General features: G+C 71.1%; 19 protein-coding genes and 1 riboswitch. Of the genes, 9 read left to right on the top strand and 10 right to left on the bottom strand.

What is annotated here, in order from left to right:
* Positions 1-74: 74 nt before the first annotated feature.
* From MCHLDSM_RS12795 to thiO, 6 genes are all read right to left on the bottom strand, one after another.
* On the bottom strand, positions 75-767 hold the full coding sequence (locus tag MCHLDSM_RS12795) for an ABC transporter permease (RefSeq protein ID WP_048470418.1): 693 nt from the start codon (positions 765-767) through the stop codon (positions 75-77).
* Positions 764-1,666, bottom strand: a complete 903-nt coding sequence (locus MCHLDSM_RS12790; RefSeq protein WP_048470417.1) for an ATP-binding cassette domain-containing protein — start codon at positions 1,664-1,666, stop codon at positions 764-766. The genes MCHLDSM_RS12795 and MCHLDSM_RS12790 overlap by 4 nt, the downstream gene beginning before the upstream one ends.
* Complete coding sequence (locus MCHLDSM_RS12785; protein WP_082168853.1) at positions 1,663-2,424, bottom strand: SGNH/GDSL hydrolase family protein; 762 nt, start codon at positions 2,422-2,424, stop codon at positions 1,663-1,665. Before MCHLDSM_RS12785 ends, MCHLDSM_RS12790 begins: the two co-directional genes overlap by 4 nt.
* Positions 2,421-3,188, bottom strand: coding sequence for a thiazole synthase (gene thiG, locus MCHLDSM_RS12780; protein ID WP_048418875.1), 768 nt, complete (start codon positions 3,186-3,188; stop codon positions 2,421-2,423). The genes MCHLDSM_RS12785 and thiG overlap by 4 nt, the downstream gene beginning before the upstream one ends.
* Positions 3,181-3,378 (bottom strand): sulfur carrier protein ThiS, encoded by a 198-nt coding sequence (gene thiS / locus MCHLDSM_RS12775; RefSeq protein WP_048470416.1) that lies wholly within the window; start codon positions 3,376-3,378, stop codon positions 3,181-3,183. The genes thiG and thiS overlap by 8 nt, the downstream gene beginning before the upstream one ends.
* Positions 3,375-4,394 (bottom strand): glycine oxidase ThiO, encoded by a 1,020-nt coding sequence (thiO, locus tag MCHLDSM_RS12770; RefSeq protein ID WP_048470415.1) that lies wholly within the window; start codon positions 4,392-4,394, stop codon positions 3,375-3,377. Before thiO ends, thiS begins: the two co-directional genes overlap by 4 nt.
* Positions 4,384-4,493: riboswitch (TPP riboswitch) on the bottom strand. It overlaps the preceding gene by 11 nt.
* A gap of 56 nt (positions 4,494-4,549) precedes the next feature.
* Here thiO and thiE point away from each other — a divergent pair.
* Positions 4,550-5,200, top strand: coding sequence for a thiamine phosphate synthase (gene thiE, locus MCHLDSM_RS12765; protein ID WP_048470414.1), 651 nt, complete (start codon positions 4,550-4,552; stop codon positions 5,198-5,200).
* Here thiE and MCHLDSM_RS12760 read toward each other — a convergent pair.
* The gene (locus MCHLDSM_RS12760; protein WP_043404642.1) at positions 5,184-5,675 is read right to left on the bottom strand and encodes an NUDIX hydrolase; all 492 of its coding nucleotides are present in this window, start codon (positions 5,673-5,675) and stop codon (positions 5,184-5,186) included. The genes thiE and MCHLDSM_RS12760 overlap by 17 nt on opposite strands.
* Positions 5,676-5,843: 168 nt before the next feature.
* On the opposite strand from MCHLDSM_RS12760, the gene glnX reads away from it, so the two are divergent.
* The 4 genes from glnX (at position 5,844) to MCHLDSM_RS12740 (ending at position 11,087) form a co-directional block, all read left to right on the top strand.
* The gene (gene glnX, locus MCHLDSM_RS12755; RefSeq protein ID WP_048470413.1) at positions 5,844-7,163 is read left to right on the top strand and encodes a protein kinase G-activating protein GlnX; all 1,320 of its coding nucleotides are present in this window, start codon (positions 5,844-5,846) and stop codon (positions 7,161-7,163) included.
* A 4-nt stretch (positions 7,164-7,167) separates the two neighbouring features.
* Positions 7,168-8,142: a glutamate ABC transporter substrate-binding protein gene (locus MCHLDSM_RS12750; protein ID WP_109788810.1), complete on the top strand. Its 975-nt coding sequence runs from the start codon at positions 7,168-7,170 to the stop codon at positions 8,140-8,142.
* Complete coding sequence (locus MCHLDSM_RS12745) at positions 8,142-10,433, top strand: serine/threonine-protein kinase PknG (protein WP_048470676.1); 2,292 nt, start codon at positions 8,142-8,144, stop codon at positions 10,431-10,433. The genes MCHLDSM_RS12750 and MCHLDSM_RS12745 overlap by 1 nt, the downstream gene beginning before the upstream one ends.
* A gap of 222 nt (positions 10,434-10,655) precedes the next feature.
* A complete protein-coding gene (locus MCHLDSM_RS12740) occupies positions 10,656-11,087 on the top strand; it encodes an STAS domain-containing protein (RefSeq protein WP_048470411.1) in 432 nt (143 codons plus the stop codon).
* Here the strand turns inward: MCHLDSM_RS12740 and MCHLDSM_RS12735 are convergent.
* Positions 11,007-12,167: an acetate kinase gene (locus MCHLDSM_RS12735; protein ID WP_048470410.1), complete on the bottom strand. Its 1,161-nt coding sequence runs from the start codon at positions 12,165-12,167 to the stop codon at positions 11,007-11,009. The genes MCHLDSM_RS12740 and MCHLDSM_RS12735 overlap by 81 nt on opposite strands.
* Complete coding sequence (gene pta, locus MCHLDSM_RS12730) at positions 12,164-14,251, bottom strand: phosphate acetyltransferase (protein ID WP_234713965.1); 2,088 nt, start codon at positions 14,249-14,251, stop codon at positions 12,164-12,166. The genes MCHLDSM_RS12735 and pta overlap by 4 nt, the downstream gene beginning before the upstream one ends.
* Positions 14,252-14,458: 207 nt before the next feature.
* Here pta and MCHLDSM_RS12725 point away from each other — a divergent pair, with 207 nt between their 5' ends.
* The 4 genes from MCHLDSM_RS12725 to MCHLDSM_RS12710 are packed head-to-tail and all read left to right on the top strand — an operon-like array spanning position 14,459 to position 20,856.
* Positions 14,459-15,904 carry a hypothetical protein gene (locus tag MCHLDSM_RS12725; RefSeq protein WP_053082972.1) on the top strand — a complete coding sequence of 482 codons (1,446 nt, stop codon included), beginning with the start codon at positions 14,459-14,461 and terminating at the stop codon, positions 15,902-15,904.
* On the top strand, positions 15,897-17,309 hold the full coding sequence (locus MCHLDSM_RS12720) for a glycosyltransferase family 2 protein (protein WP_048470408.1): 1,413 nt from the start codon (positions 15,897-15,899) through the stop codon (positions 17,307-17,309). Before MCHLDSM_RS12725 ends, MCHLDSM_RS12720 begins: the two co-directional genes overlap by 8 nt.
* The gene (locus MCHLDSM_RS12715) at positions 17,306-19,228 is read left to right on the top strand and encodes a hypothetical protein (RefSeq protein ID WP_048470407.1); all 1,923 of its coding nucleotides are present in this window, start codon (positions 17,306-17,308) and stop codon (positions 19,226-19,228) included. The genes MCHLDSM_RS12720 and MCHLDSM_RS12715 overlap by 4 nt, the downstream gene beginning before the upstream one ends.
* Positions 19,225-20,856, top strand: coding sequence for a glycosyltransferase family protein (locus tag MCHLDSM_RS12710; protein WP_082168872.1), 1,632 nt, complete (start codon positions 19,225-19,227; stop codon positions 20,854-20,856). The genes MCHLDSM_RS12715 and MCHLDSM_RS12710 overlap by 4 nt, the downstream gene beginning before the upstream one ends.
* Before the next feature lie 10 nt (positions 20,857-20,866).
* On the opposite strand, the gene MCHLDSM_RS12705 is transcribed toward MCHLDSM_RS12710, so the two are convergent.
* Positions 20,867-21,832, bottom strand: coding sequence for an endonuclease/exonuclease/phosphatase family protein (locus tag MCHLDSM_RS12705; protein ID WP_048470406.1), 966 nt, complete (start codon positions 21,830-21,832; stop codon positions 20,867-20,869).
* Positions 21,833-21,846 lie beyond the last annotated feature (14 nt).

Raw genomic sequence — 21,846 nt, 5'->3', positions numbered from 1 at the left:
GTAAAGCTATCAACATTGTGTCGACGTGGTCAACAGTGTGTTGAGTAAGTCGACAGACTGTTCACCGAACGAGGTCACGCGTCGCGGCGGTTCACCACGATCACCGCGGCCGCGAACACCAGGCCGACGAGCGCGGTGAAGTACGCCAGCGAGCCCGTCGTGCTCCAGTGCCACTCGTAGCCCGGGAAGAGCCACTGCACGTCGAGGAACCGGAACATGTTCGCGAACGGCAGGTACGGCCCCACCTGCGGGCCGCGGCCGGGAAGGTTGCCCACCAGCGGCTCGACCAGCAGCGGCCACAGCAGCAGCACCGACACCGCGCCGGCGCTGTGCCGCAGCAGCGCCCCCACCCCCACGCCGAGCACCGCCGCCAGCGCCGCGTACAGCGCGATCCCCGCCACGGTGCGCGCCGTGAGCGGCTCCCCGGCGACCAGAAACGCCCCGATCACCATCAGCGCCGCCGACAGTCCACAGAACACCGCGGCGACAACGGCTTTCGCACACAGCACCACCGCCCGGGCAGGCGTGGCCAGGAACGTCGTCGCGATCATCCGGGTGCGGTACTCGCCGGTGACCGTCAGCGCGGCCACCACCATCAGCACCGGCACCCCGAACGCCGCGACGCCGAGCGCCGCGGTCCGGGGCGCCGTCGCGGCCAGGCCGACGCTGAGCGCCGCGGCGAGCAGCACCGACCACAGCGGCGAGCGCAGCGTGGTCAGCTTGATGCGCTCGGCGTTCAGCGCGGCCAGCGCCGAGGACGCCGTCACGGCGCCGACCGGTACGTGACGTCGTCCGCGGTGGACGAGAGATAGGCCTGTTCCAGCGACGCCTGCTCGAGCCGCAGTTCGTGCACCACGATCGCGTGCCGGGCGGCCAGCTCCCCGACGGCCTCGGTGGTGGCCTGCGCGACGAGCAGCGCATCACCGTCGCCGGTCACCGTCATGCCCGCGGCGGTCAGCGCTTCGCGCAGTGCGGCGGCCTGCGGGCTGCGCACCACCACACCGCCGCCACCGGAGCCGCCGACGAACTCGCCGACGGTGGTGGACGCGATCAGCTTTCCCCGGCCGATCACCACCAGCCGGTCGGCGGTGTCGGCCATCTCGGAGAGCAGGTGGCTGGAGACGAAGACGGTGCGGCCCTCCCCGGCCAGGGTCCGCATCAGCGACCGCACCCAGTGGATGCCCTCGGGGTCCAGGCCGTTGACCGGTTCGTCGAACAGCAGCACCGGCGGATCGCCGATCAGCGCCGCGGCGATGCCCAGCCGCTGGCTCATCCCCAGCGACAGCGCGCCGGCCCGGGTGCCGGCCGCCGGGGTCAGCCCGACCATGTCGAGCACCTCGTCGACGCGCCGGGCCGGGATCCGGTTGCTCGCCGCGATCCAGCGCAGATGGTGGCGCGCCGACCGGTTCGGGTGCACCTGCCGGGCGTCGAGCAACGCGCCGACGGTCCGCAGCGGGTGGGCCAGGTCCCGGTAGCGGCTGCCGTCGATCCGCGCGGTACCCGCGGTCGGCCGGTCCAGCCCGAGGATCATCCGCATCGTCGTGGTCTTGCCCGCGCCGTTGGGCCCCAGGAACCCGGTCACCACGCCCGGCTCGACCGTGCAGGTCAGCCCGTCGACGGCGCGGGTGGCGCCGAACGTCTTGGTGAGCGCGTCGAGTTCGATCATCCGCTGGCCGCCGCTACGACGAGATCGGCCACGGCGCGCATCCCGGCCGCGTTCGGGTGCAGCGGCGCCGGCCTGCGCGGCACCGGCCAGCCGAAGCGGGTGGTCCACGGGTCCGGCGACCACCCGTGGTGATCGCGGCTGGCCGCCCCCGCGCGCACCAGCCCGCACCCGGTCGTCGCGGCCGCCTGCGCGGTCAGCCGTTCCAGCTCGAGCGCCAGGTGCCTGCCCAGCGTCGCGTCGTGATCGCTCAACGGTGACGCGGGCCCGGCCGGCGGCAGCAGCGTCAGGTAGTCCACGAACAACACGGTCGCCCGCGGTGCCCGCTGCCGGAGCGTGCGGCCCACCTCGACGAGCGCGGCACCGACCTCCTCGAGCGCGACATAGCGCTCGGCCGGGTTCACCAGACTGCGGATCTTGCTGCCCAGCAGCGGGATTCGTCGTACCGGGCGGGGCAGGCCGGCCGCGAACAGCATCGGCACGTAGCCCACGTCGTTGCCGCCGATGGTGACGGTCACCAGCGATTCGGACCCGTCGAGCGCGTCGACCTGCGGTGCGGCGCCCCGCTGGGTGTCGGTGAGCACATGAGCGGTGGTCGCCCCCGAGTACGTGACGTCCACGAGGTCCAGACCGAGCGCGGCCGCCACCAGGTGCGCGTAGTTGCGCGCCGACCGGCCTGCCGGACGCGGCGACCCCGCCACCCTGGGTTGGATCCCCGGCCCGGCAGCCATCGAACTGCCCAGCGCCACATACCTGGTCATATCGCCGGGCTGGACGCCTGCGCCCAGAATCGCTTGGGGATACGGCCGGCGCGCCGGGCCAGGTACCCGGCCCGGACCGCGGCCGACATCGCCGCGGCCATCGCCGCCGGGTCTGCGGCCCGGGTGACGGCGGTGGCCAGCAGCACCGCGTCGCAGCCGAGTTCCATGGCCAGCGTGGCGTCACTGGCCGTGCCGATCCCGGCGTCCAGGATCACCGGCACGCCGGCGCGGTCCACGATCATCTCGATGTGGTGCGGGTTGGCGATGCCCAGGCCGGTGCCGATCGGCGAACCCAGGGGCATCACCGCCGCGCAGCCGGTGTCCTCCAGCCGGCGGGCCAGCACCGGGTCGTCGTTGGTGTAGGGCAGCACGACGAAGCCGTCGTCGACGAGTTGTTCTGCGGCTGCGACCAATTCGATCGCGTCGGGCAGCAGTGTCCGCTCGTCGGCGATCACCTCCAGCTTCACCCAGTTGGTCTGCAGCGCCTCGCGCGCGAGCTGCGCGGTCATCACCGCCTCGGCGGCGCCCCGGCAGCCGGCGGTGTTGGGCAGCGGCGTGATCCCCAGCCGGGTCAGCAGATCCAGCACGCCGGTGCCGCCGTCGGCGTCGACGCGGCGCATCGCCACCGTGGTCAGCTCGGTCTCCGACGCGACCAGCGCCTCCTCGAGCACGGCGAGGTTGGCCGCCCCGCCGGTGCCGAGGATCAGCCGGGAGCCGAACTCGCGGCCGGCGATGCTCAGCTTTCCTGTCGTGTGCTCAGCCACCCTGCACCGCCGCCACCACGTCGACCTTCGCTCCGTCGGCCAGCTCGGTGTCCCACTGCGACCGCGGGATCACCGCCCAGTCGACCGCGACCGCGATCCCCCGGTCCGGATAGCCGAGCCGGGCCAGCAGCGCGCCGACAGTGGTCTGCCCGTCGACCTCGACCGCCTCGTCGTTGACCGTCACCCTCACAGCGTCACCCCTTCCCGCACCCGCAGCTCCGCGGCGATCGCCTCAGCGGTCCATGGCGCCAACAGGAATCCCGACCGGCCGTGCCCGGTCGCCACCAGCGTGCGCTCGTCGAGCCGGCCGACCAGCGGGATGTTGTCGGCCGTCATCGGACGCAGCCCGGCCGCGCATTCGGCGAGCTCGTACTCGCCCAGCGCCGGCACCACCGCGCAGGCGTCGTCGAGCAGCTCCCGCACCCCGGTCACGGTCGGGGCGGTGTCGCGGCCGTGCTCGTACTGGGTCGCGCCGACCACGACGCCGTCGCGGCGCGGGACCAGGTAGACCTGTCTGCCGTGCACCCGGGCCCGGATCACCCGCTGCGGGATCGGCAGGCAGCCGTGCCGCCAGCGCAGGCGCAGCACCTCCCCCTTGACGGGCCGGACCGGCAGGCCGGGCCACAGCGCGGGCGCGTCGATGCCGTTGGCGATCACGACGGCGTCGGCGTCGGTGACCTCGCTCAGCGCAGTGACCGGCGGCGCCCATTCGACGCCCAGGCGCTCGGCGTGCGCCGCCAGCGCGTCGACCACCGCCCGGTTGTCCACGGCGAGCTCGGTCTCGGCGCGGAAGCCGTGCCGGATGCCTTGGGCGAGAAGGGGTTCGACGTCGCGAGCGGCCGTGGTGGGGGTGACGGGATGGCCCTGCGCCGCCAGCCACTCCCCGACCGTCTTCAGGTCCGCGGTGTCAGCCCGGTCGACGGCGACCACCAGCGACTCGCGGGCCGTGACCACCTCGGGCGGCAGGCCGTCGAGGAATCCGCCGTGCCACAGGTCCAGCGACGCCAGCCCGAGCCGCAGCAGCTGTTCCTCCCCGGGCCAGCCCTCGCTGTGCGGGGCGAGCATGCCGCCGGCCACCCAGGAGGCACCCGGTGCCGGGGTGCGGTGCACGCGCACGCGCCAGCCGTCCTGCGCGGCGCGGCGCGCGACGGCGAGCCCGATGACGCCGCCACCGATGACGGCGAGCCGCTGGACGGGATCCGGCACTGCTACTCCCTTCGCCGGCATGACCCGGATCAGGTGCGACGGTCAGAGCCGGCGGGCTCACTCTCAGTCCCCGTACCCGGGACTCCCGTGTGGTCGGTGTTGTCTGTGGTCCTTCACTGCCAGCCTACGTCCGCGGTCGCGCTACCGTTCGCGGTGTGCGTGACGCCCTGCTGTACCTGTGCACCGACGCCCGCCGGGAGCGCGGCGACCTGGCCGAGTTCGTCGACGCCGCGCTGGCCGGCGGCGTCGACGTCATCCAGCTGCGGGACAAGGGCTCGGCCGGTGAGCGGGAGTTCGGTCCGCTGGAAGCCGGGGCTGAGCTCGCCGCGCTGGAGGTGCTCACCGACGCCGCCCGCCGCCATGACGCGCTGATCGCCGTCAACGATCGCGCCGACATCGCGCGCGCCGCGGGCGCCGACGTGCTGCACCTCGGCCAGGGCGACCTGCCGCTGCCCGTCGCCCGGGAGATCTTCACCGGCGTCGTGGGGCGGTCCACCCACGACATCGATCAGGTGCGCGCCGCGATCGCCGAGGACGGCGGGCCGGACTACTTCTGCGTCGGTCCGTGCTGGCCCACGCCGACCAAACCCGGCCGGGCGGCACCGGGGCTCGACCTGGTCCGCGCGACCGCCGCTCTCGCGCCGGCCAAGCCCTGGTTCGCGATCGGGGGCATCGACGCGGACCGGCTCCCCGAGGTCGTCGCGGCCGGCGCACGCCGTGCGGTCGTGGTGCGCGCGATCACCGCGGCCGACGACCCGACGGCCGCTGCCGCGGAGTTGAAGAAGATCCTCAGCTCTGCCCGTTGACCAGCGGCGGGATGGCCGCGGCGACCTCGCGCAGCCGCGCCCAGCTCGCGGCGAACCCCGGATGCAGTGGCAGTTCGGCGACCTCGTCCTCGGGCACCCACCGCAGCTCCGCGCTCTCCCGGTTCGGCACCGTCTCGAGGAGGTGCTCGGCGTCGGCGATCACGGTGGTGTAGCTCCAGCCGCTCACCTCGGCGGTGACCACGGTGGTCCGCACGACCAGCCGGTGGGCCTGCAGGCCCGCCTCTTCGTGGGCCTCGCGCACCGCCGCCTGCTCCGGGGTCTCGTGGCTGTCGCGGGCGCCGCCCGGCAGACCCCACGTCCCGCCCTGGTGACTCCACGGCGCCCGGTGCTGCAGCAGCACGGCCAGCGAGCCGTCCGAACGCGGAGCTCTCAGCAACAGTCCGGCGGCGCCGTGCCTACCCCAGTAGGCTGCCCCGTCGGCCGATACCACCCAGCCGTCACCGTCGCCGCGCACGCGTCCAGCTTAGGGAACGGATCTCGATATCGGGCGAGTCGCAGCCGGGAATCCCCACACTCCGGACGAGGAGCTCTTAGAATTCCCTCAGAGATTTGGCGCAGTTAGAGTTGGGCCAGTCGACATGACCGCCGAAGAGAACGAGACCGGGATGAGGTCCGCGCAAACGTGACTGTGGAGTTGGCGCACCCCTCGACGGAGCCTCTTGCGTCGCGGTCGCCGACGGCCACGGCGCATCCCCGGTGGTGGTTCCTGTGGACGACCCCCGGCCGGATCCTGACGATCGGGCTGGTGCTGGCCGCCCTGGTGATCGCCAGCGCGTTCGCCACGTCGACGACGATCAACGACCGCCAGCAGGCGCTGACCACCGTGCTCAACCGCACCGAGCCGCTGGCCTTCGCCGCCGGTCAGCTCTACACCACGCTGTCGGTGGCCGACGCCGCCGCCGCGACCGCGTTCATCGCCGGCGCCGAACCCCGCCCGGTCCGGCAGCGCTACGAGCAGGCGATCACCGACGCGGCGGTGGCCGTCACTCGGGCGTCCAGCGGGCTCACCGACGAGCCGCTGGTGCAGCTGCTCGGCCGGATCAACGCCCGGCTGGCCGTCTACACCGGGCTCGTGGAGACGGCGCGGACCAACAACCGCGCCGGCAACCCGGTCGGCTCGTCGTACCTGTCCGAGGCGTCGTCGCTGATGCAGCAGCAGATCCTGCCCGACGCCCAACGCCTCTACGAGCAGACCTCGGCCGGCGTCGACGCCGAGACCACCGCCTCGACGCGGATCCCCGGGCCGGTGATCCTGATCGTGTTGAGCACGCTGCTGTTCGGCGCGTTCGCCAACCGGTGGCTGGCCAAACGCACCCGGCGGCGGGTCAACATCGGCTTCGTCGCCGGCGGCCTGGCCGTGCTGATCATGCTGATCTGGGTGGGTACGGCGCTGATCATCTCGACCACCGACAGCCGCAGCGCCAAGGAGACCGCGGCCGAATCCCTCAAGACGGTGACCACGCTGGCGATCACCGCGCAGCAGGCCCGCGCCGACGAGACGCTGTCGCTGATCCGGCGCGGCGACGAGAACGTCCGCAAGCAGTCCTACTACCAGCGCATCGATCAGATGCAGCAGCAGCTGAACCGCTATCTGGCCAACGACAACTCGATCGACAAGACCGGCCTGGCCGACGCCGACGGGCTGCTCAACCGGTGGCGGGCCGCCGATGACCGCATCACCGCCTACATCGCGGTCGGCAACTACCAGGCCGCGACGCAGGTGGCGCTCGGCGTCGGGGAGGACGACGCGACCCCGGCCTTCGACAAGCTGGACGAGGCGCTGACCAACGGCATCGAGCAGAGCCGCGCCCAGCTGCGCAACGAGATCGTCAACGCCCGCCGCGTGCTCTCCGGCGCCACCGTCGGCGCCGCCGCGCTGTCGGTGATGGCGGCGATCGCGGTGGCGCTGGGCATCTGGCCGCGGCTCAGTGAGTACCGGTGACGCCATGACGAAGCGAGCGATGCGACGGGCGGCGGGGGCACTGCTGGCGGCCGGGCTGTTGGCCGGCTGCGGGCAGACCGCGTCGGGGGTGCCCACCCCGACCGTCACGCTGGCCCCACCGTCGCCCTCGGGGATGGGCGAGCTGCCGCCCGGTCCGGCCCAGGCCCCGGCCACGCTCGACGATGACTGCGACCGCACCGCGAGCCTGCGGCCGTTCGGCACGAAGGCCGAGGCCGACGCCGCGGTCGCGAACATCAAGGCTCGCGGCCGGCTGATCGTCGGGCTCGACATCGGCAGCAACCTGTTCAGCTTCCGCGACCCGATCAGCGGCGAGATCACCGGCTTCGACGTGGACATCGCCGGCGAGATCGCCCGCGACATCTTCGGCACCCCGTCCCAGGTGGAGTACCGGATCCTGTCGTCGGCCGACCGCATCGCCGCGCTGCGCAACAACGAGGTCGACGTCGTGGTCAAGACGATGACCATCACCTGCGAGCGCAAGAAGCTGGTCAACTTCTCCACGGTGTACCTGACCGCCGATCAGCGCATCCTGGCGCCGCGGGACTCCACGATCCGGCAGTCGTCGGACCTGTCGGGCAAGCGGGTGTGCGTGGCCAAGGGCACCACGTCGCTGCAGCGCATCCAGGAGATCACCCCGCCGCCGATCATCGTCGGCGTGGTGACGTGGGCGGATTGCCTGGTGGCGCTGCAGCAACGGCAGGTCGACGCGGTCAGCACCGACGACTCGATCCTGGCCGGGCTGGTGTCCCAGGACCCCTACCTGCACATCGTGGGCCCGTCGATGAACGAGGAGCCCTACGGCATCGGGGTGAACCTGCAGAACACCGGCCTGGTCCGCTTCGTCAACGGCACGCTCGAACGCATCCGCCGCGACGGCACCTGGAACACGCTGTACCGCAAGTGGTTGACCGTGCTCGGGCCGGCGCCCTCCCCACCGGTGGCGAGGTACTCGGACTGATGACCGACGACCACACCCCGGATCTCTCCGACTCCGTCGACGATCCCGGAACCCAGCCGGCGTCCTTCGACGACCTCGGGATGGACTCGATGTCGACGATGCGGCCGATGGCCACCCAGGCGGTGTTCCGGCCCAATTTCGACGACGACGACGACAGCGACTCGCAGTACCACTCGGGGGACACCGAGCCGCAGGATCAGACGACGACGGTGACCCGCACCCTGTCGCCGACGCGGCGGCTCGGCGGCGGCCTGGTCGAGATCCCGCGGGTGCCGACCCGGGATCCGTTGACGGCGTTGATGATCGACCCGGTGGTCGCCGAGTCGAAGCGGTTCTGCTGGAACTGCGGCCGCCCGGTGGGCCGCTCGTCGCCGGACGGCAAGGCACTGTCGGAGGGCTGGTGCCCGCACTGCGGCAGCGCCTACTCGTTCCTGCCCCAGTTGTCGTCCGGCGACATCATCGCCGACCAGTACGAGATCAAGGGCTGCATCGCCCACGGCGGGCTGGGGTGGGTGTATCTGGCGTTCGACAAGAACGTCAACGACCGGCCGGTGGTGCTGAAGGGTCTGGTGCATTCCGGGGACGCCGAAGCGCAGGCGATCGCGATGGCCGAGCGCCAATTCCTGGCCCAGGTCACCCATCCCGGCATCGTGAAGATCTACAACTTCGTCGAGCACGAGGACAAGCACGGCAATCCCGTCGGCTACATCGTCATGGAGTACGTCGGCGGCACCTCGCTCAAGCAGGCCACCCACCTGAAGTCCACCGAACGCACCCGGCTGCCGGTCGCCGAGGCCATCGGGTTCATGCTCGAGATCCTGCCCGCGCTGGGCTACCTGCACTCCATCGGGCTGGTCTACAACGACCTCAAACCCGAGAACATCATGGTGACCGAGGACCAGCTCAAGCTCATCGACCTCGGCGCGGTGTCGCGTATCAACTCGTTCGGATACCTTTACGGCACACCGGGTTACCAGGCTCCCGAGATCGTGCGGACCGGTCCGACCATCGCCACCGACATCTACACGGTGGGCCGCACACTGGCCGCGCTGACGCTGCGGATGCGCACCCGCAGGGGCCGTTACGTCGACGGGCTGCCCGAAGACGATCCGGTGCTCACCGAATACGACTCGTTCGGCAGGCTGCTGCGCCGCGCGATCGACCCCGATCCGCGGAGGCGTTTCCAGAGCGCCGAGGAGATGTCGAGTCAGCTGATGGGCGTGCTGCGCGAGGTCGTCGCGCAGGACACCGGAGTGCCGCGGCCGGGCCTGTCGACGACGTTCAGCCGGTCGCGCTCGACGTTCGGGGTCGATCTGCTCGTCGCTCACACCGACGTCTACCTCGACGGTCAGGTCCACTCGGAGAAGCTGACCGCGCAGGAGATCGTGAAGGCCCTGCAGGTTCCGCTGGTCGACCCCACCGATGTCGGCGCCACCATCCTGTCGGCGACGGTGCTGAGTCAGCCTGTGCAGACGCTGGATTCGTTACGCGCAGCGCGGCACGGGGCACTGGACTCCGAGGGTATCGACCTGTCGCAGTCGATCGAACTGCCGCTGATGGAGGTGCGCGCGCTGCTGGATCTCGGCGACGTCGCCAAGGCCACCCGCAAGCTCGACGAGCTCGCCGAACGGGTCGGCTGGCGCTGGCGGCTGGTGTGGTTCCGCGCCGTGGCCGCGCTGCTCACCGCCGACTATGATTCGGCGACAAAGTATTTCACCGAGGTGCTCGACACGCTGCCCGGTGAACTGGCGCCGAAACTGGCCCTGGCCGCCACGGCCGAGCTCGCCGGTAGCGCGGACGAGCAGAAGTTCTACAAGACGGTGTGGGGCACCGACAACGGCGTGATCTCGGCGGGCTTCGGCCTGGCCCGCGCCCAGTCCGCCGCAGGCGAGCGCGACGCCGCGGTCCGCACGCTCGACGAAGTGCCGGCCACCTCACGGCATTTCACGACGGCCCGGCTGACCAGCGCGGTGACATTGCTGTCAGGCCGGTCCACCGGAGAGATCACCGAGACACACATCCGCGACGCCGCCCGCCGGGTGGAGGCCCTGCCCGACACCGAGCCCCGGGTGTTGCAGATCCGCGCCCTGGTGCTCGGCACCGCGATGGACTGGCTCGCCGACCACACCGCGAGCACCAACCACATCCTCGGTTTCCCGTTCACCGAGCACGGTCTGCAGCTCGGGGTGGAGGCGTCGCTGCGCAGCCTGGCCCGGGTGGCGCCGACGCAGGCGCACCGCTACGCGCTGGTCGACCTGGCCAACAGCGTGCGGCCGATGTCGACGTTCTGAGCAAACGACGGAATTCGTTGCCGAAGTGTCTATACCTTTCGGCGCGCCTCCCGCGACGTCACGGACGGCGGCAAAATTGACGCAGATGCGCTGGTGAGGGCCTGTCGGTACGAATATGAACGGATCATGGTCAAGGTACTGATTCCGTAGTATCGTCTACCCCACGCTTTAAGACCCTAGGGCTCCTTTCCCCTGACGGCATCCTTGCTGAGGGAGGCCTCGATGAGCACACAGCGGGTGTTCCGCCCGGATCCGACGTCGTTCGAGCTGCGTGAAGAACACCACCGCGCCACGTTCTCGGCGTGCGAACTGCCGCCGCACACCGTGCTGGTGACGATCCACGGTGAGATCGACGCGACCAACGCCATGGCGCTCGCCCGCTACATCGAGAAGCGGCTCGGCGGTTCCCGCAAGCTGATCCTCGACCTTCAGACCGTGGAGTTCTTCGCCGCATCCGGTTTCGCGGCGCTGACCAACATCGACGTGGTGTGCACCCGCGCGGGCGTGCGGTGGTCGCTGCTGGCGGGTTCGCATGTGCGGCGGCTGCTGCGCATCTGCGATCCGAAGCGGGAACTACCGGTCGCCGTGGCCGCCGCCAAGTACACCCGCACACGCCCGAGCGATCGCAAGCTCCTCGTTGGTGGGCACCACTAGCACCGTCGTGGGCGCCCCCTCGGGGGAGATCCGCCGGGCTGCGCGGCCCGGGCTGTCGTTGAGATGCTCGTCGATCTCGATCCCGAACGCGCCCAGCCCCGAGAGCGCATCGCGGCGCACCAGTGCGTCGTTCTCGCCGACACCGGCGGTGAACGTGATGACGTCGGCCCCGCCGAGCACGGCCAGATACGCACCGATGTACTTGCGGAGGCGGTGGATGTAGACGTCGTAGGCCAGCTGTGCCGCCGCCTCGCCGGCGGCGATCCGCTGATGCAGCACCCGGAAGTCGATCTCGCCGCCGAGCCCGCGCACCCCGGAGCGACGGTTCAGCATGGTCTCGATGTCCTCGACGCTCATGCCGGCTTCACGGAACAGATAGGTGAGGATGCCGGGGTCCACGTCCCCGGAGCGGGTCCCCATCACGAGTCCCTCCATCGGCGTGAGCCCCATCGACGTCTCGACCGGCCGGCCCCCGACGATGGCCGACGCCGACGCGCCGTTACCCAGGTGCAGCACGATCTGGCGCAGCGACGCGGCGGGCACACCGAGGAACTCCGCGGCCTGCTCGCTGACGTACTGGTGGGAGGTGCCGTGGAATCCGTAGCGCCGGATGTGCCAGCGCTCGGCGATCTCGCTGTCGATCGCGTAGGTGGCCGCGGCCGCGGGCAGGTCATGGAAGAACGCGGTGTCGAACACCGCGATGTGCGGCAGGTCGGGAAGGGCCTTGCGCGCCACCTCGATCCCGAGGATCGCGGGAGGATTGTGCAGCGGCGCCAGCGGCGCCAGCTCTTTCAGCCGCGCGATCAGATCATCGTCGACGGCGGTCGGCCGGTACAGGTCGGGGCCGCCGTGCACCACCCGGTGCCCGACCGCCACCAGACCGAGTGCGTCGAGGTGGTGGCCGTCCTCGGCGAGTGCTGCGAAGACGACGTCGAGTGCGGCACCGTGATCGGGCACATCGGCCGAGTCGCCGATCCGCTCCACGATCCCGTCGGCCACCGTCGCACCCGAATCCGGTTCGACCACCGAGTATTTCACCGAGGACGAGCCGGAGTTGAGCACCAGCACCGACGAGGTCACTGCTCGCGTCCCTGCGCCTGGATGGCGGTGATCGCCACGGTGTTCACGATGTCTTCGACCAGGGCCCCCCGCGACAGGTCGTTGACCGGTTTGTTCAAGCCCTGCAGCACCGGCCCGATCGCGATCGCGCCCGCGCTGCGCTGCACCGCCTTGTAGGTGTTGTTGCCGGTGTTGAGGTCGGGGAAGATCAGCACCGTCGCGTGTCCCGCCACGGTCGAGTCGGGCATCTTCGTCGCCGCCACCGACGGTTCCACGGCGGCGTCGTACTGGATCGGGCCCTCCACCAGCAGCTCCGGTTCGCGGGAGCGCACCAGTTCCGTTGCCTTCCTGACCTTGTCGACGTCGGCGCCGGTCCCGGAGGTCCCCGTGGAGTAGGACAGCATCGCGACCCTCGGTTCGATGCCGAACTGCGCGGCGGTGCGCGCCGAGGAGATCGCGATGTCGGCGAGCTGCTCGGCGGTGGGGTCCGGGACGATCGCACAGTCGCCGTAGGCGAGCACCTCGTGGGCGAGGCACATGAAGAAGATGCTCGACACCGTGCTGACGTCCGGCAGCGTCTTGATGATCTCGAAGGCGGGCCGCACCGTGTGCGCGGTGGTGTGCCGTGCGCCCGACACCATGCCGTCGACCATCTCGTTGTGCACCAGCATCGTGCCGAAATACGAGACGTCGTGCATGGTCTCGCGGGCCTGCTCGACGCTGACGCCCTTGTGCTTGCGCATCTCGGCGTACTGCTCGGCGAACCGATCACAGAGCTCGCTGCGCTGGGGGTCGAGGATCACCGCGTCGGACAGGTCCACGCCCAGTTCGGCGGCGCGGGCCCGCACCTGCTGCTCCTCACCGAGGATGGTCAGCTCGGCGACATTGCGTTTGAGCAGCCGGCCGGCCGCCTTGAGGATGCGGTCGTCGTCGCCCTCGGGCAGCACGATCCGCTTGCGGTCGGCCCGGGCCTGATCGAGCAGCTGGTAGGTGAACATCTGCGGGGTGATCACCGTCGGGATCGGAATCGCCAACTGCGCCAACAGATCCGCGGTGTCGACGTAGGTGTCCATCAGGGCCAGGGCGGTGTCGACCTTGCGTGGCGAGTCCGCCGTCATACGGCCACGCGTGGCCGCCACCCGGCTTGCGGTCTCGAACGTGCCGAAGCGGGTCTGCAGGATCGGAAGGCGCAGTCCGAGACCCGTCACCAGGGCTTCGATCGCGGGGTGCAGCGGCAGCCCGCCGTTGAGGATGGCGCACGACAGCGACGGAAAGCCTTCTGCCGCATGGGCGCTGAGCACGGCCAGCACGACGTCGGAGCGGTCGCCGGGGGTGATGACGGCGACGCCTTCGGTCAGCCGCTCCAGCACGTGCTCGGCGGTCATGCCGGCCACCAGCACGTCTTCGGCCTCCCGTCCCAGCAGCGCCGGATCACCCTGGACCACCGTGCCCTCGACGGCGGCCTGCAGTTCGGCGACCGACGGCGCCACGAGCAGCGGCTCCTCCGGAAGGACATAACTGCGCAGCGGGAGGTCGTCGAGCGCGGCGGCGACGTCGGCCAGCTGCGCCGGGTCACACCGGTTGACCACGACGGCCGCGGTGTGCGCGTGCTGCGCGGCGATCTCGTCCATGCAGAGCGCGACGACCTGCTCGACCTGCGCGGGCGTGCGGTCCTTGGCCTTGACCGCGAGCACGACGGGCGCGCCGAGATTGGCCGCGATGCGGGCGTTCATCGAGAGCTCACTGGGGGTGGCGACGTCGGTGTAGTCGCTGCCGACGATCAGCACCGCGTCGCACCGGTCCGCGACGTGGTGGAAGCGGTCGACGATGTCGGCCAGCGCCGCCTCGGGGTCGTCGTGCAGCTGCTGGTAGCTGACGCCGACGCACTCCTCGTACGGCAGGTCGGCGGTGGTGTGGGTCAGCAGGAGTTCCAGGATGTAGTCGCGACCCTCGCTGATGCGGGTGATCGGCCGGAACACCCCGACCCGGGCGACGGTCGCGGCGAGCCGGTGCAGGATGCCCAGCGCGATCGTCGACTTTCCGGTGTCCCCCTCGGGCGAGGCGACATAGATCGCGGAGATCGCTGATCGGGGCGCATCGGGCACAACTGGAGAGCCTGCCGCATCGCGCGGCCGATGGCCAGTCCGGGTCATTACGGGACCGCCCGGAGCGAATTTACTCCGCAGTAAGTTGTCAAAGTTTGCTGAAACTGCTTCACTTCGTACAACGCAGTGACAGAAGCGTTAATTAGCAACATCTCTCCAATCGCTGATTCTGCACCATCCGGGATTTTTCTGACAGTGGGGGACCCCATGTCCGTGCTCGACCTGCGCACCGCGGCGGTGATCCCCGCGCCCGCGAGCGCACTGGGCGAGCGGCTGAGGTGGGTGTCGAGCCACCCGTTCCGGCTCCGGATGGCGGCGGCCGTCGCGCTCACCGCCGCGGGCTGGGCTCCCCTCTACGCCGGCGTCGTGGACGCCGCGTCGCAGGGGTCCCGCGGTGCGTACCTGCTGGTCGTCCCCGTGCTGCTGGTGATGATCGCCGCCGCGTACCGCACCCCGCCGCGCGGGGTGGGTGACGCCGAATCGGACTGGATCGTGGTGGCGCTGGTCGGCGCGGGCGGCTTCATCGCGATCCACCTCCTCGCGCACCGGCTGCCCACGCTGGCCGGCCTGTGGCGCCTCCCGCTGCTGAGCACCGTCGTGTGGTTCGCCTGCGTGCTGACCGTGCTGTTCGGTGTCCGGCACGTGGTCCGCATGTGGCCCCTGTGGCTGTTCGCGTCGTGCCTCAGCACTCCCCTTCCCGTGCTGCTGGCGACGGCGGCCCTGGGCGGAAGCGACCGCTCGGTCACCGCGGTCGCGGCCGGGGTGGGCGCATCCGCCGTTGCGCTCTCGACGCGCGCCGTGACGTGGCGGGTGCGACTGGCCGCGACGCTGGGCTGTCTCGCGATCGGGCTGGCGATCGCGTGGGCCTGGACGGGCCTCTGGCCGACCGTGCTGGTCGCCGGGGTGCTGCCGGTGCTCACGACGGCGACCGTCGTCCGGATACAGTCGAAAAGTACTGTGGTGGAGGAGTTCCCGCTTCCCGATCGGACGCCGCTCTCGGCAGCGGTGCTCGTGGCCGCGGCGGCCGCCCTCCTGCTCACCGCTGCGCCGTCGGCCGGCCGGGCCGGCGAGGCCGTCGGGGTCGTCGGGGTCGTCGATGGGGGCTGGACCCAGCGCACCGCGTGGGGCGCGCCGACCGCCTACGATTTCATCACCCGCTATCTCGGCCCCGGCAGTCGGTGGGAACGCTTTTCCGTACCGCCGGTCGAGGGACTGCCCGCCGCGGCGGTCGACGTGGTCACCACCGACAACGCGGGCGCGCTCCGCGACGTCGCCGACGCCGTCTGGTACCCCTCGGCACGCCCCCTCGCCTACCGGAACGCCGACCCGTCGAGCAGCCTCCCGACCGGCGCCCGCACCATCCACAGCAACGCCGACGCCGCCACCACCGGGACCGACGGGCAGTGGTACGCCATCACCTGGACGTGGCACACGCCGACGGTTCACCAGCAGGTCACCGTCATCGTCAGCCAGGCCCTGACCGGTGCGGCGCCACCCCCACCGCCCGCGCCGCTGTCGGTGTCCGCGATGTCCCTTGCGCCCGCACTGTGGCTGGCGCGCCAACAGCCCGACGACACCGGTCAGGTCGACGAGTTGGTCCGCGCCCGCGCGAGCACCCTGGTCGAGACGGTCACCGCGGTGGCCCGTGCCTGAGCAACTCCCCGAGCACCTGTCGGCCCGCTCGCTGCTGAGCCGACGGACCCTCGCACTGTCGGGGCTGGCGCTGCTGCCCGTTGTGGCGGCGGTCGCGGTGTGGCCCCGCCTGGTGCCGCCCGCGGTGACCGCGGCGGTGGCGCTGCTGTACCTGGTGTCGACGGTCGACCGGAACCTGTTGCTGCTGCGGGGGTTACGCGCCTCGGCGCTGATCCGGGTGGAGCCGGAGGAGGCGTTGGCGCTGCGCGACGACGACCTGCCCGTCTACACGGTGCTGCTGCCGGTCTACGACGAGCCCTCGATCGTCACCAACCTGATCAACGGCGTGGGCCGCCTCGACTATCCGGCCGACAAGCTCGAGATCCTGCTGCTGGTCGAGGAAGACGACATCGCGACCCAGACAGCGCTGCTCGACGCGGACCTGCAGTCGGTCCGGCTGGTGATCGTCCCGCACAGCCTGCCCAAGACCAAACCCAAGGCGTGCAACTACGGCATGTCGCTGCCCGATCTGCGCGGTGAGCTCCTGACGATCTACGACGCCGAGGACATCCCGGATCCGCTGCAGCTGCGCCGCGCCGCGGCCGCGTTCGGTCGGTTACCCGCCGACATCGGTTGCCTGCAGGCACGTCTGGGCTACTTCAACGAACGGCAGAACCTGCTGACGCGGTTCTTCTCCCTCGAGTACGACCAGTGGTTCGGTGTGGTCCTGCCCGCGGTGGAACAGGCGCGCTGCGTGGTGCCGCTGGGCGGAACGTCGAACCACATGCGGGTCTCGGTCTGGCGGGAGATCGGCGGCTGGGACGAGTTCAACGTCACCGAGGACGCCGACCTCGGTGTCCGGCTCGCGCGGCACGGCTACCGCACGCTGATCCTCGACTCGATCACGTTGGAGGAAGCCAACTCCGACGTCGTGAACTGGATCAGGCAGCGGTCCCGGTGGTACAAGGGCTACCTGCAGACGATGCTGGTCGCGCTGCGCGACCCGGCGGGCCTGCGCCGCGAGATCGGCACCAAGGCGACGCTCCGACTGATCAACATGACCGGCGGCGTGCCGCTCACCAGCGCGCTGAACATCGCGTTCTGGTTCGCCCTGCTGGTCTGGGTACTGGGCCGGCCGGCGTTCATCGAGGTGCTGTTCCCGCCGCTGACCTACTACGTGTGCCTGGCGCTGTTCCTGCTCGGCTCGCCGCTGTCGGTGTACACCGGCGTCATCGTCACCCAGGCACTCGGCAAGCCGCACCTGTGGTGGGCCGCGCTGCTCACCCCGCTGTACTGGGTGCTGCAGTCGGTCGCCGCGCTGAAAGCGCTCTACCAGTTCGTGTTCCGCCCCTCCTTCTGGGAGAAGACGGTGCACGGACTCGGCCATCCTCTCGACTCCCCCCAGCCCATGGAAGGCACCCGATGACACGACGACTGTGCACCCTCGCCGCCGCCCTGGCGGTGTTCGCCTCCGTCGCGGTCCTGCCCGGAACGGCCGCGGCGGACCCCTACGTCGAGGCGGTGGCCGGGCCCGCGGTCTCCCCCGCGATCGGCTGGGCCCAGTTGGGCCTCGCCGACCGGATGGACATCGTCGGCGCGAACCAGCCCAGCGACACCTCGATTCCGGTGCCCGCCGGGGTGTTCCCGACGATGCTGACCGGTGAGGTCGGCTCGATCGTGAACGTCACCGACGGGCGGCTGGACATCCTGGACGGCCGCGGCGTGGTGCTGGGCGTGGTCCCGATCCCGCCCGGTGCGATCAGTGTGCCGTTCGGTGTCGACATCGCCGCGGCCCAGGTCGCCGACGGACGCGCGAAGCTGAGCTTCGTCGTCCGCAACGCCGGCCCGGCGGCCACCACCTGCACGCAGCCGCCCGCCCTGACTCTGAGCGGACTGACCACGACGTTCTCCGGCCCGGCGCCGGATCCGGTCACCGTGGCCGGTTTCCTTCCCGGTTACCTCGACCGCATCGTGATCCGCGTCGGCCGCACCCCCACCGAGCACCAGCAGCAGGCCGCGCTCGACCTGGTCGCCAAGCTCACCCAGCTGTACCGGCCGATGCCGGTGCGCATCGACGTCAGCGACGATGCTGCTCCGCCACAGGCGGTGTCGCCGACGACGCGGGTGATCGACATCCGTGACGGTGGTCGCCCGGGCATCACCGTCGAGAACGCCGGGACACCCGCGGCCGTGCTGGCGATCACCGGCACCGGCGAGCAGCTCGTCGCGCAGGCGGGGCTGTTCACCGACCGCCGGATCGGGCTGGCACAGAGCGATTCCGCGGTGATGGTGTCCTCCCGCGAGGGCACCGACCTGACCTCGACGGTGAAAACCTTCGGCCAGCTCGGTATCTCGGGCCAGACGTCGGTGGCCGGCACCACGACGCTCTACACCGGCTTCGACGCCGCGGCCTTCGGGGTCGGGCCGATCAGCGGCGCGACCGTCCACCTCAAGGCCCACTACACCCCGATCGCCGGCGGCGAGGGCTCGCTGCTGCTGCGCTCCGGCGCCACGGTGCTGGCGGCGCGCAGCCTGGACGGGTCGGGCACGCTCGACATCACCGGCGACATCCCCGTCGAGGCCATCACGTCGAACGTCGGCCTCGCCCTGGAGTTGCGGTACATCCCCCGCCAGGAGTGCGCGCCGCTCAACGACCGGGTCACGTTCTCCGTCGATCCGCAGTCCACGGTGACGGTGACCCCCGGCGCGGGTAACCGCGGCGGGTTCCCGGCGCTGCCGATGGCGTTCACGCCCGACTTCGACGTCGCGATCGACAGCCCCGACCATCTCCGATTCGCCGCCGCCGCGATCAATCTCATCGCCCAGCAGACCCAGGTGACGTTGCGTCCGCGCATCACCCGCCTCTCGGACGCGGCCGGATCGGGCACCGGGGTGCTCGTCGTCAGTGGCGGGCGCGGGCTCGCCGACGCCGGGCTGCGCCCACCGCTGCTGCCCGCCGACGGCGACACCGTCGACGTCGGGACCGCGGCGGGTGCTGCCAACACGCTGGTGGATCTGCATGCGCCCCTGGGCATGGTGCAGGCGTTCACCGACCGCGGACGCGCGGTGCTCGCGGTGACCGGCACCGGGGACTGGTCCCTGGTCGACACCACCCTCGATCACATGCGCGGCCTGCCCAGCCGGTGGGGCTCGTTGACCGGGGACGTCGTCGCGACCGGGATCGCGGGACAGACGGTGACGCTGTCGGTGAACGAGGGCGATTCGATGCCCCACCAGCCGGCGCCGTCCGACGGGTGGCGGTGGTGGGCCTGGGCCAGCGTGGCCGCCGTCGGCGCCGCAGCGCTGGTCGCGGGGGCGACGGTGCTGATCCGCCGGCGCGCGTGAACCCGGCGCGGCGGTGGCCCGGCGTCGCGCTGTTCTGGTCGCTGAGCCTGGCCTACTTCGTCCTCGGCACGGTCCTGGTGTTGCGGTACAACATCTTCGAGCCCGACGCCCCCAACCGGGTCGCCAACGCCGGCTTCGCGCTGCAGTCGCGCGATCCGCACCTGTCGGCGATCGGATTCGTGTGGAATCCGTTGCCCAGCCTGGTCGAGATCCCGCTGGTGTGGCTGAGTCAACTGCCCGCGCTGTCGCTACTGAAGTCCGCGGGGTTGGCCGGCGTCGTGCAGAGCGCACTGTTCATGTCGGGTGCGGCGCTGATGGTGCGGCGCATCGCGTTCGACCTCGCCGTCCCGGCGCTGTGGCGCCGGATCGCGGTCGGCGCGTTCGCGCTGCACCCGATGATCGCCCTCTACGGCGCCTCGGGGCTCAGTGAGGCCGCGCAGATGTTCTGCCTGCTGTGGTGCGTGCGCTTCCTGATGCGATGGTGCGCCACGCGGTGGGTCGGTGATCTCGCATGGGCCGGAATCGCCCTGGGCGTCGGGTATCTCGCCCGCTACGAGGTCATCCCGGCGGCCGCGGCCGCCGTCGGGTTGGTCGCCGTGCTGACGTGGCGGCGCTCCGCGCGCGAGGTGCGCTGGTCAGCCACCGCGATCGACGTCGTCATCGTCGCGTTCCCCGTCGTCACCGCGTTCTTCGTGTGGGCGGTGACCGGCTGGATCATCAACGACGAGTTCTTCGCCACGCTGTCGTCGCAGTACGGCAATGCCAGTCAGGTGGCCGGCCGGTTGGCGCGCGGCACCGGCGACGCCGGGGCTCAGTGGCCGGTGGTCGCGGCCCGTCTGTTCGGCATGCAGCCGCTGACCGGGGTGGCGATCGCCGCGGCCGTGGTGGTCGCGGCCACCCGACGGCGCGCCGTGCCGCTGGTACCGGTCGTCGTGTTCGGCGCCACGCTGGCCTTCGCCGCTGTGGCACAACATCAATCGATGACGTTCGGGTGGTTCCGGTTCTACCTGCTGGCCATCCCGCTGGTGATCTGCGTCGGGCTGTCCTGCTGGCAGACGCAGACGGCGACGCGGGCGGTTGCCGCCACCCTGGTGACGGCGTCCATGGTGGTGGCGATCCCGGTCACCACGCCGTTGATCGTCGATCAGGACATCGCCTACGGACAGCTGGAGGCCGGCCTGGTCTCGCTGGTCGATCCGCTCGCCCATCCCCCGGGCGAGGACCCGGCCCGGCGCCGGTTGATCAGCGAGCGCCGGCTGGCGCAGTGGTTCGACGCCAAGAACCTGCCCGAGGGGTCGGTGCTAATGGACACGTTCCTCACGTGGGGCATCTGGCTGTCATCCGAGCGTCCGAAGCAGTTCGTCATCACCAGCGACTACGACTTCGTCGCCGCGCTGAACCGCCCGTGGGACTTCGGGATCCGCTACATCGTCGCCACCAACCCCGAGCGCAACGTCCCCGACGCGATCAATCGCCGCTATCCGGAGCTGTGGGCCGACGGCGCCGACATCGCGGCCGTCACCCTCTCGGCCGACGGTCCCACCCCCGACGAGATGTTCCGGGTGTACCGGACCACCGGCAGGCCCGCGCCGCCGCCGTCGGCGACCCTCCGGCAGGCGGGCGGCTGATCTGGTCGCGTCAGCTCGCCGTCATGTCGACCGGCAGCCGCAGGGTGGCCAGCAGGCCGCGGTGGTCGGCGCCGGGCACCGACACCGTCCGCGCCGAGGCGGCGTCGGCGTTCTTGACCAGGATGTGATCGATCCCGATGAGCGGCAACCACATTCCACGCGACGGGTAGGTGCGTGCAAGACCCGCGCCGGCGACGGTGTCGGTGTAGCCGCCGTCGAGCAGCGCTCGGAACGGTGCCATGTCGGCAGTCGCGTTGAAATCGCCGGCGACGATCACCGCACCTGCTCCGGCCGCCCGGCCCACCTCGTCCAACGTGCCGGGCAGCCGCCCGATGTCGGCCCGCCAATGATCCATCGGCTGAGGCCACGGCGCGGCGAGATGCACCGAGAGCACCGTGGTGTCCACGACGACGCCGGGGATCCGGATCCGGGTGCCGATCATCGGCAGGGCGTACCCGTCGATGCGCCCGGAGTTGACGATCGGGTGCCGGCTCCAGATCCCGATGCCCGACGCCAGCGCCGCAGGCGCGATCACCCGGTACGGGAACGCCGCGTCCATCCCCGCCTCCGACAGCCCGTCGGCGGCCTGCTGGGTCATCTCCTGCACCGCGACGATGTCTGCGGCGTCGCGCGCCAGCGCCACGAACGCCTGCGAATTTGCCTGGCCCATACCGAGATTGGTGGTCAGCACCCGGACCTCGACCGACCGGACCTCGGCAGCGCCGGGAACCTGGTAGCGCGGCAGGTACACCAGCACCCCCGCGACGGTGACCGCCACCGCGACCAGGACCAGCAGCCAGCGCCGGCCGAGGAGCAGCAGCACCGCCGCGACCGGGGCCGCCAGCACCAGATAGGGGGCGGCCGCGGCGACGATCAGCACCGGCTGCGCCGTCAGCGGCACATGACGGACACCGAGGCCCACCAGCGCGGCGGCGAGCCCGAGAAGGCCGAGCACCGTCGCGAGAATGCGGATCATCTCGCGGGTATCGG

Source organism: Mycolicibacterium chlorophenolicum (assembly GCF_001044235.1).
Lineage (GTDB): Bacteria > Actinomycetota > Actinomycetes > Mycobacteriales > Mycobacteriaceae > Mycobacterium > Mycobacterium chlorophenolicum.
The sequence above is the reverse complement of the archived record's forward strand: the minus strand, read 5'-3'. Positions and strand labels throughout refer to the sequence as shown.

Bases quoted from the DNA above. Each gene is read 5' to 3' on its own strand.
- MCHLDSM_RS12790 (WP_048470417.1), bottom strand. From the start codon at position 1,666: ATGATCGAACTCGACGCGCTCACCAAGACGTTCGGCGCCACCCGCGCC.
- MCHLDSM_RS12785 (WP_082168853.1), bottom strand. From the start codon at position 2,424: ATGACCAGGTATGTGGCGCTGGGCAGTTCGATGGCTGCCGGGCCGGGG.
- MCHLDSM_RS12750 (WP_109788810.1), top strand. From the start codon at position 7,168: ATGACGAAGCGAGCGATGCGACGGGCGGCGGGGGCACTGCTGGCGGCC.
- MCHLDSM_RS12745 (WP_048470676.1), top strand. From the start codon at position 8,142: ATGACCGACGACCACACCCCGGATCTCTCCGACTCCGTCGACGATCCC.
- MCHLDSM_RS12740 (WP_048470411.1), top strand. From the start codon at position 10,656: ATGAGCACACAGCGGGTGTTCCGCCCGGATCCGACGTCGTTCGAGCTG.
- MCHLDSM_RS12725 (WP_053082972.1), top strand. From the start codon at position 14,459: ATGTCCGTGCTCGACCTGCGCACCGCGGCGGTGATCCCCGCGCCCGCG.
- MCHLDSM_RS12715 (WP_048470407.1), top strand. From the start codon at position 17,306: ATGACACGACGACTGTGCACCCTCGCCGCCGCCCTGGCGGTGTTCGCC.
- MCHLDSM_RS12705 (WP_048470406.1), bottom strand. From the start codon at position 21,832: ATGATCCGCATTCTCGCGACGGTGCTCGGCCTTCTCGGGCTCGCCGCC.